Genomic DNA, 8,831 nt, shown 5'->3' with positions numbered 1-8,831 from the left:
TCGCGTGGTGCCGGTGGAGCCTGTCGGCAGCGACGGCATCGAGGTCGGCGGCGTCGACAGTGGTGAAGAACGCATGGAACCGCCAGATGTCGAACAATTCGCCTTGGCCCTGGTCTTTCGTCGGCCGCAGGTCGGGGATCCGGCGCACCACCAACCTCCCCGGAATCCGGTGCGTCTTCTTCTGGGAAGCGAACGCGGTGAACGGGATCTCCGCGACCTCGGCTGCCGAGATCCATCGTTCGGTGTCCTGGTCGTAGACCGCATTCGTGTACTCGATCGGCGTCCACGCATCGTCGCCGATCGAGGCGATCGCGGTCTTGATGGTCGAGGTCAGACGCACGGTCACCGATACGTCGGCTCCGCCGCGCAGCGCCGCCGAGACGGTGGGATATCCGTAGAACGCCGAGTCGGCCCGCACCAGCGGTGTCGGCATCGCCGGTGTCGCGGCGCCGGAGCCGACGGCGGCTGCCTGTCGGAGATGTTCGACGGTGGACAGGGTGTCGGCGATCATCCGGGCTGCTCCACGCGCTGATCCGCAGGAGCCTTTGCGCAGGCGTTGTCCGACGATCACCGGTGCCGTGGTGTCGGTGGTGACCGTGGTGATCAGCGCGTTCAGTCCGCGAACCCCGGAGTAACCGTACCCGGATCCTTGTTTGCTGTGACCGTGCACTTCGATGATCGAATCGTCGATGTCGACCAGCACCCGTCCAGTGTCGAAACCCGCCACCAGCGGGGTGCAGGCGGCCAGGCCGCGCAGGAACCGGGAGGCGACGGCATCGAGTTGCCGGACATGCCCGAAGGAGAAGGCGCGCAGGAACGATCCCAACGTCGACGGTGCGTAGGGGCGGTCGAACAGTGTTCCCATCGCCCCGTGCCGCAGCAGCGCCATGTCGGTGATGCTGTCAGCGCCGGCGACCATGCCCGCGACCAACGATCCGATTTCGCTCCGGGGTGGGCGCCTTTGTCGGTGGGCAGGCTCAGATGCTGATCGGTGAGGGTGAGCAGGCCGCCACTGCGGGCCAAGGCCATGATCGGGACAGTCCGGCGGTCGACACGAGATTCGGATCGTCGAACCTCGCCGCGGTGACGGGGCGGGTGTGAGAGAGTTGCATCTGCGAGATGCCCTTCGTGGTGGCCGAATTGTTTCTGTGAGAAGTTCAATTCTTTCACTACGACAGGGCATTTCGTTGTTACGACGCGCTGGTTATCTCCGCCGGTTCGGTGCATCCAGGCTTCACCAGGCAGTCGGCCGACTCGGCCGGCGACTACTTCATCGTGCACGGCGTCAGTAAGAACCCGCACAGCTTCGTCGAGCAGATTCCCAACGACTTCGGGGTGGCCGGCGGCTTTGGTGAAGGGCAGGCCACCGCCCGCCTGTACGACATCGTCCAGCACCTCGCGCGCATTCTGCGCCCCGCCGTGAAGTCCGAGCTCCGCACCAGCTACCGGTACTCCGGCGGGAGCCTCACCTGGCGGGCCCGACTCGCTCGGGCAGACTAGGCGACCGGATGCCTCAGGGGGAACACATGGATATGGTCGACACGGAGCCCGACGACGAACCCGGCTCCGAATGGACCGCGCCGGATCTCGACCCCGAGGCGCACCTGCTGTGTGCCGCGATGTGGTCCCGCGACGTCGACGAACTCCGGTTCATCACCAGCCTGGTTCGCGACGACGATTTCGCAGACCCGTTCCACCGGCCGATCTACGCCGCCATCCGCGACAGCGTCGCTGCCGGTCGGCCGCACGACCCGGTCAGTATCAGCGCCGAACTCGCCCGGGCCGGCACCAACCGCATCCCGCCTGCCGTGCACCGCACCCACCGCACCGTCGTCACCCTCGGCAGCTCCGCCGGCGCCGTCCGGCACTACGCCGCCACCGTCGTCGCGGCCGCCTACCGTCGCAGCTTCCACGACCTCGCCGGGACCATGAGTCACGCCGCCGAGGCTGCGGCCGAAGACGAGCTGTTCCCGATCCTGCTCGAGCTCGGCACCCGGCAGCGCGCCGAACTACGCCGCCTCACTACCCTCCGAAACGGCGTGACTCCCACAGAAAACGACTGATAACCAGCTAGTATCACCCTTGAGTTATATCACCCAAGAGTAATATTCTGTTTCTCGTGACGAACTGGAGCGTGGACCTCGAGCTGATCGAAGACTGGCTGACCGAACTGGATCAGGAGTCGTACGAACAGGTCGTCGCCGCAGTCGAGTTGCTCCAGGAACGCGGCCCGCAGCTGGGCCGCCCACTGGTCGACACCATCAAAGCGTCGCGCCACAAGAACATGAAGGAGCTGCGACCCGGGTCCACCGGCCGTTCGGAACTGCGCGTGCTGTTCGCGTTCGACCCCGAACGGAAGGCGATTTTTCTCGTCGCAGGCGACAAAGCTGGACGGTGGGAGAAGTGGTACAAGGTGAACATCCCTATCGCCGATGACCGCTTCGACGACCATCTGGACCGACTGGAAGGGAAGTGAGAACGATGGCCAAGAGCCTCGACGACATGCTGGCCGAGCGGCCGGTCGACCGCGCCGCGGTCGACGCACACAAGGCCCGGATGCTCGAACAGGTCCGCGCGTACCGACTGCAGGAACTGCGCGAGGCGCTCGAACTGACCCAGAAGCAGGTGGCCGACCGCCTGGGCGTGGGACAGAACCGCGTCTCGAACATCGAACGCGGCGACCTGGCGCACGTCCAGCTCGACACCCTGCGCCGCTACGTCGACGCCGTGGGCGGCACCCTGCGGGTCGAAGTCGAACTCGGCGACGACCGATTCCGGATCGCCTAAACAACGACCGGGGGAAGAATGGTCGACGAGGCGTGGACTCCGACACGGCGCCTACGGAAGTGGGAACGCGAACAAGCCGAGTTCCTCGCGTGGGAGCCGGGCCGGCCCGTTTCCTTCCGGAAGCGCCGGCGGTTTGAAGCGCCCCGGTGTTGGGGTGCCAGTAGATCGGGCCGTTCAAGAACGTGACCCGTTCCCCGACCCCATCCGGACACGCCGGGGCGGTTCAGTGACCCCGAAGTGGTCTTCCTGAGACTCGGGCAGATCCTTCGGGGCTGGACCAACTACTTCCGACACGGGGCATCAAAGTTTGGTGGTGTCGGCGAGGCGGGCCTTGGGTGCACCGAGGCGTCGGTCGCCGCCGGAGGTATCGTCGCTGCTCACTGCGTTGAGGTCGGGGACGGTGAGTCGGCTTCTCGAGACAAGCCGACTCACCGATGCTCAGCAGCGTCGTCGATGAAGAAGCGGCCGAGCCGCGGTCGGTGTTCACCGCCCACCCGCACGGTGTGACCGCGACCGACCGCGACTCTCAGGCCACCCTCTCAGACCACCGCAGCCAGACGCGTTCCCTGATCGATCGCGCGCTTGGCATCCAACTCGGCGGCGACATCTGCACCACCGATGACGTGGGCGGTCACCCCCCGCGCCACCAGATCGTCGTAGAGGTCGCGTGCCGGTTCCTGCCCGGTGCACAGGATCACGTTGTCGACGTCGAGCACCTGCTTCTCCCCGTCGAGGACGTAGTGCAGGCCCTCGTCGTCGATGCGGTCGTAGGTGGCTCCGGCCACCATGTCGACGCCCCGCACCTTCAACTCTGTGCGGTGGATCCAGCCCGTCGTCTTCCCCAGCCCGGCCCCGACCTTGCCCGACTTGCGCTGCAGCAGAGTGACACTGCGCGGCGGACTGTGGCGGACCGGCGCGATCACACCCCCGGCGGTCGTGTGCTCCGAGTCGACACCCCACGCCTGCAGGAAGGACGGAACATCCAGTGCCGCATCGTCACCCGGATCGGTGAGGAACTCTGCAACGTCGAATCCGATGCCTCCCGCACCGAGGACCGCGACCCGCTTCCCGACCGGTGCGCCACCGCGCAGCACGTCAAGATATCCGAGCACCGTAGGATGATCGACACCCGGCAGGTCCGGGACCCGCGGGACCACGCCGGTGGCGACGACGACCTCGTCGAAGCCGGTGAGATCGTCGGCTCCGACGCGCTCCCCGAGCCGCACCGTCACATCACTGCCGGCGAGTGTGGTGCGGAAGTAGCGCAGCATTTCGTCGAACTCCTGCTTGCCGGGGACACGGCGCGCGACGTTCAGCTGGCCGCCGATCTCGTCGGCGGCGTCGAACAGGGTGACGCGGTGCCCGCGGCGGGCGGCGTTGACGGTGAACGCGAGCCCGGCCGGCCCGGCACCGACGACGGCGATGTCCTTCACGGTGCGGGTCGGTCCGAGAACCAGTTCGGTTTCGTGGCAGGCCCGCGGGTTGACCAGGCACGACGTCGTCTTGAACGAGAACGTGTGGTCGAGGCATGCCTGGTTGCAGCCGATGCAGGTGTTGATGGTGTCCGCCGCACCGGCCGCGGCTTTCGCCACGAAGTCGGGGTCGGCGAGGAACGGGCGGGCCAGCGAGACCATGTCCGCGTAGCCGCCGGCGAGCAGTTCCTCTGCCTTGTCGGGGGTGTTGATGCGGTTGCTGGTCACCAGCGGCACCGACACGGCACCCATGAGCTTCTTCGTCACCCACGCGAAGGCTCCGCGCGGAACCGATGTGGCGATGGTCGGTATGCGCGCCTCGTGCCAACCGATACCGGTGTTGATGATCGTTGCGCCTGCCGCTTCGATACGCCGGGCGAGGGTGACGACCTCGTCGAACGTCGAACCGTTCGGAACCAGGTCGAGCATCGACAGTCGGTAGACGATGATGAAGTCGTCACCGACGGCCTCTCGGACCCTCCGGACGATCTCGACGGGGAACCGCATCCGGTTCTCGTAGCTTCCACCCCACTCGTCGGTGCGATGGTTGGTGTGCCGGGCGATGAACTCGTTGATGAGGTAGCCCTCGGAGCCCATGATCTCGACACCGTCGTAGCCGGCGGACTTCGCCAGCGCGGCACACCGGGCATAGTCACCGATCGTCTTCTCGATCTCGGACGTGGTCATCGCATGCGGGACGTGTGCGCTGATCGGAGCCTGGACGGCGCTGGGGGCCAACAGATCCGGGTGGTGCGCGTAACGTCCGAAATGCAGGATCTGCAGTGCGATCCGGCCGCCTTCGGCGTGTACTGCGTCGGTGATGATCCGGTGTTCGGCCGCGTCCTCCGGTGTCGTCATCATCGCACCGCCGGGCATGGGCCTGCCCTCCTCGTTCGGTGCGATGCCTCCGGTGACGATCAGCCCCACGCCACCGCGGGCCCGTTCGGCGTAGAAGGCGGCCATCCGCTCGAATCCACCGGGGAGCTCCTCGAGCCCGACGTGCATGGATCCCATGAGCACTCGGTTCGGCAGGGTGGTGAATCCCAGGTCGAGGGGTTCGAGCAGGTGCGGGTACAGTTCGGTGTTCTCGGTCATCTCAGTTCAGTTTCGTCGATCGATCTGGATCAAAATGCGTTGTCGGGCAGCAACATCAGTTCGGTGACAGGTGCAGCGACCCCGGTGCGAATCACCGCCAGTTCCGGAAGCACCGTCCGCGCGAAGAAGTCCGCGACCGCGACCTTCCCCTCGTAGAATCCCCGGTCGTCGGCGATCGGGGAGCCGTCGAGGGCGCCGAGCGCGATCTCGGCCTGGACGAGCAGTCGCCAGCCGATGACGAGATCGCCGAATCCGAGCAGGAAACGCACCGATTCGAGGCCGATCTTGTACACCTCCTCCGGATTGTTCTGCAAGTCGGCGAGGTAGCCGAGCAGGGTGCCGGTCGCGGCCTGCATGTCGTCGAGCGCGGTCGCAAGGATCCGCCGCTGCTCCTTCAATCGCGGATCTGCGGTGGGGTTTTCGAGGAAGTCGACGATCTGTCCGCGGAGGTGCCCGAGTGCGGCTCCCCTGTCCCGGGCGATCTTGCGGAAGAAGAAGTCGAGGGACTGGATGGCGGTGGTGCCCTCGTACAGGGAGTCGATCTTCGCGTCGCGGATGTACTGCTCGATCGGATAGTCCTGCAGGAAGCCCGATCCGCCGAACGTCTGCAGCGAGTCGGTCAGATACCGGTAGGCACGTTCGGATCCGGCGCCCTTGACGATCGGCAGCAGCAGGTCGTTGATGCGGGCAGCGAGGTCCGCGTCGGCACCCGACACGGTCGCCGCGGTCACCGGGTCCTGGTGCGCAGCGGCATACAGGTAGACGGCGCGCAACCCTTCCGCATACGCCTTCTGCATCATGAGGCTGCGTCGCACGTCGGGATGCCGCAGGATCGGCACTCGCGGCGCCGACTTGTCCGCCATGCGGGTCAGATCGGCACCCTGGATGCGTGTCCTCGCGTATTCGAGGGCGTTGAGGTATCCGGTGGACAGTGTCGCGATGGCTTTGGTACCCACCGACATCCGGGCATTCTCGATGACCTTGAACATCTGGGCGATGCCGTCGTGTACGTCGCCGACGAGCCAGCCCCGTGCGGGCACGCCGTGCGCACCGAACGTCAACTCGCACGTCGCCGAGACCTTCAGACCCATCTTGTGTTCCACACCGGTGACGAACACGCCGTTACGGTCGCCGAGCTCCCCGGTCTCGGTGTCGAAGTGGAACTTCGGGACGAAGAACAGCGACAGTCCCTTCGTTCCCGGCCCGGCGCCTTCCGGGCGAGCGAGGACGAGGTGGAAGATGTTCTCGACGAGATCATCCGATTCGCCACCGGTGATGAATCGCTTCACACCCTCGATGTGCCAACTGCCGTCCTTCTGCTCGACGGCGCGGGTTCGACCGGCCCCGACGTCGGAACCCGCGTCGGCTTCGGTGAGCACCATCGTCGCACCCCACCTGCGCTCCACCGCGATCTGCGCCCACCGCTTCTGCTCGTCGTTGCCGACACGGTGGAGCACATCGGACATCACCGGACCGAGCAGGTAGAAGAAGACCCCCGGATTCGCACCGAGCAGAAGTTCGTTGATCGCCCACATGACGGTGCGCGGCACCGGGGTTCCCCCGAGCGCCTCCGGCATCCCGAGCAGGAACCATTCGGCGTCCTGCCACGTCCGGAACGACCGTTTGAAACCGTCCGGCAGAGCCACCGTGTGGGTGGCCGGATCGAATACCGTAGGGTTGCGGTCGGATTCGGTGAACGATTCGGCAATCGGGCCTTCGGCCTGTTTCGCCGCTTCACGCAGCATCGTGCGGACGGTTTCGGCGTCGAGGTCGGTGTAGTCGCCCGCGCCGAGGTCGCGGTCGAGTCCGAGGACCTCGAACAGGTTGAACTCGAGGTCGCGGACATTGCTCTTGTAGTGACTCATCATGCACCCTTCCGGGAAAGTAGTTGCTGCACACCAAGTGCAGAGGGATGTCGATCAGGCGGGGCCGAGTTCGCGTTTGAGAATCTTTCCGGTCGCGGTCATCGGGAGCCGGTCGACGAACTCGACGACACGCGGATACTTGTAGGCGGCGAACTGTTGCTTGCCCCACCGAACCAGTTCGTCCGGGGTGGTCGGATCGCCGGGGTTGTTCAGGACGTACGCCTTGATCTCCTCGCCCAGGGTGTCGTGGGGCACGCCGACGACCGCGACCATCGACACCGCCGGGTGTGTCATGAGCACCTCTTCGAGCTCACGTGGATAGACGTTGTACCCACCGCGGATGATCATGTCCTTGGCACGATCGATCACGTGGTAGTAGCCGTCCTCGTCCTTGCGCGCAAGGTCACCGGTGCGGAACCATCCGTCGACGATCGCGGCGGCGGTCGCCTCCGGCCTGTTCAGATAGCCCTTCATCACCGGGTGGCCCTTGACCGCGATCTCACCGACCGCACTCGGGTCGTCGTCGATGTCGCGGCCGTTCTCGTCGACCAGCTTCATCTGTACACCCCAGATCGGTTTGCCGATCGAACCGGGCTTGCGCCTGCCGTCGCGCGGTGTGAAGCACACGCCCGGTGATGTCTCCGACAGCCCGTAGCCTTCCATCACCTGCACACCGAGTTTCTCCTCGACACGTGCCATGAGTTCGGTGGGCATGGCCGAACCCGCCGACACCGCGATGCGCAGCGTCGACAGTGCCTCCGCAGGTCCGGGATCGCCGGACACTGCTGTGAGCAGACCGTGGTACATCGTCGGAACCCCGGCGAAGACGGTGACCTGTTCGGAGCGGATCAGTGCGATCGCTGCCGCCGGATCGAATCGCGGCATCAGGACCAGGGTGTTACCGGCTGCGAACGCCGTGTGCATCTGCAGGGTCTGGCCGAACGAATGGAACAGCGGGAGTGTCACCAGATGGATATCGGTACCCTCACCCCCTTCGAAGGTGCGATGCGCGGTCAAGGCGTTGAGGGTGACGTTCGCATGGGTCAGTTCGGCTCCCTTGGGTTTCCCCGTCGTCCCCGACGTGTACAGCACCACTGCGGTGTCGTCGGATTCTGTTGCCACACTCTCGAACGCTTCACTGTGCCCGGCCAGTGCCCGGGTGAGCGTCTCGGTGCCCGGCAACGGCGAGAGCGCCTGCGGATCGGCCGTGACGACGAACAGGTGCTCGCACCCCGGCACCGCATCGAACCCCGCCCTGCCCTCCTCGAGCACGGGGAGTTCGGGACTTCCCTCGAAGCAGAAGTAGGCGCGGGCGCCGCTGTCCTCGAGGTGATACGCCACCTCACGCCCCTTGAGGAGGATGTTCAGCGGAACGACGACGGCGCCGGCTTCGAGGATGCCGTAGTACACGATCGGGAACCACACGACGTTCGGGATGCTCAACGCCACCCTGTCACCCGGTTCGATCCCGCGGGCGACGAGCAGGTTCGCGACCTGCTTCGCCGCGGCATCGACCTCGGCGAAGGTCATCCGGGTTTCGCCGGCGACCACCGCGGTGCGGTCCGGACAGGTGCGAGCGGAGTTTTCCAGAATTTCTGCGAGATTGAGCATC

8 protein-coding genes and 2 pseudogenes are annotated in these 8,831 nt (G+C 65.8%); 4 read left to right on the top strand and 6 right to left on the bottom strand.

Annotation, left to right across the window (positions count from 1 at the left end; genetic code table 11):
* Window positions 1–1,112, bottom strand: a pseudogene (locus LDQ05_RS13060) (IS1380 family transposase); the annotation flags it as partial.
* 109 nt (window positions 1,113–1,221) lie between these two features.
* On the opposite strand from LDQ05_RS13060, the gene LDQ05_RS13055 reads away from it, so the two are divergent.
* The 4 genes from LDQ05_RS13055 to LDQ05_RS13040 are packed head-to-tail and all read left to right on the top strand — an operon-like array spanning window position 1,222 to window position 2,787.
* The gene (locus tag LDQ05_RS13055) at window positions 1,222–1,500 is read left to right on the top strand and encodes a hypothetical protein (RefSeq protein WP_226437389.1); all 279 of its coding nucleotides are present in this window, start codon (window positions 1,222–1,224) and stop codon (window positions 1,498–1,500) included.
* A 32-nt stretch (window positions 1,501–1,532) separates the two neighbouring features.
* Window positions 1,533–2,063, top strand: a complete 531-nt coding sequence (locus LDQ05_RS13050) for a DnaB-like helicase N-terminal domain-containing protein (protein ID WP_226437388.1) — start codon at window positions 1,533–1,535, stop codon at window positions 2,061–2,063.
* 56 nt (window positions 2,064–2,119) lie between these two features.
* Window positions 2,120–2,476, top strand: coding sequence for a type II toxin-antitoxin system RelE/ParE family toxin (locus tag LDQ05_RS13045; RefSeq protein WP_226437387.1), 357 nt, complete (start codon window positions 2,120–2,122; stop codon window positions 2,474–2,476).
* A gap of 5 nt (window positions 2,477–2,481) precedes the next feature.
* The gene (locus LDQ05_RS13040) at window positions 2,482–2,787 is read left to right on the top strand and encodes a helix-turn-helix domain-containing protein (RefSeq protein ID WP_226437386.1); all 306 of its coding nucleotides are present in this window, start codon (window positions 2,482–2,484) and stop codon (window positions 2,785–2,787) included.
* Between the two features lie 130 nt (window positions 2,788–2,917).
* Here LDQ05_RS13040 and LDQ05_RS19955 read toward each other — a convergent pair.
* The 5 genes and pseudogenes from LDQ05_RS19955 to LDQ05_RS13015 form a co-directional block, all read right to left on the bottom strand.
* Window positions 2,918–2,986, bottom strand: a pseudogene (locus tag LDQ05_RS19955) (hypothetical protein); the annotation flags it as partial.
* Window positions 2,987–3,087: 101 nt separating this feature from the next.
* Window positions 3,088–3,219 (bottom strand): hypothetical protein, encoded by a 132-nt coding sequence (locus tag LDQ05_RS19740; RefSeq protein WP_264184988.1) that lies wholly within the window; start codon window positions 3,217–3,219, stop codon window positions 3,088–3,090.
* 107 nt (window positions 3,220–3,326) lie between these two features.
* Window positions 3,327–5,354, bottom strand: coding sequence for an NADPH-dependent 2,4-dienoyl-CoA reductase (locus LDQ05_RS13025; protein WP_226437385.1), 2,028 nt, complete (start codon window positions 5,352–5,354; stop codon window positions 3,327–3,329).
* Window positions 5,355–5,383: 29 nt separating this feature from the next.
* Entirely contained in the window at window positions 5,384–7,219 is a 1,836-nt protein-coding gene (locus LDQ05_RS13020; protein ID WP_226437392.1) for an acyl-CoA dehydrogenase, read from the bottom strand.
* A gap of 54 nt (window positions 7,220–7,273) precedes the next feature.
* Window positions 7,274–8,830 (bottom strand): long-chain-fatty-acid--CoA ligase, encoded by a 1,557-nt coding sequence (locus LDQ05_RS13015; protein WP_226437384.1) that lies wholly within the window; start codon window positions 8,828–8,830, stop codon window positions 7,274–7,276.
* Window position 8,831 lies beyond the last annotated feature (1 nt).

The organism is Rhodococcus yananensis (assembly GCF_020515525.1).
GTDB lineage: Bacteria > Actinomycetota > Actinomycetes > Mycobacteriales > Mycobacteriaceae > Rhodococcus > Rhodococcus yananensis.
This window is presented reverse-complemented; position numbering and strand designations above follow the sequence as displayed.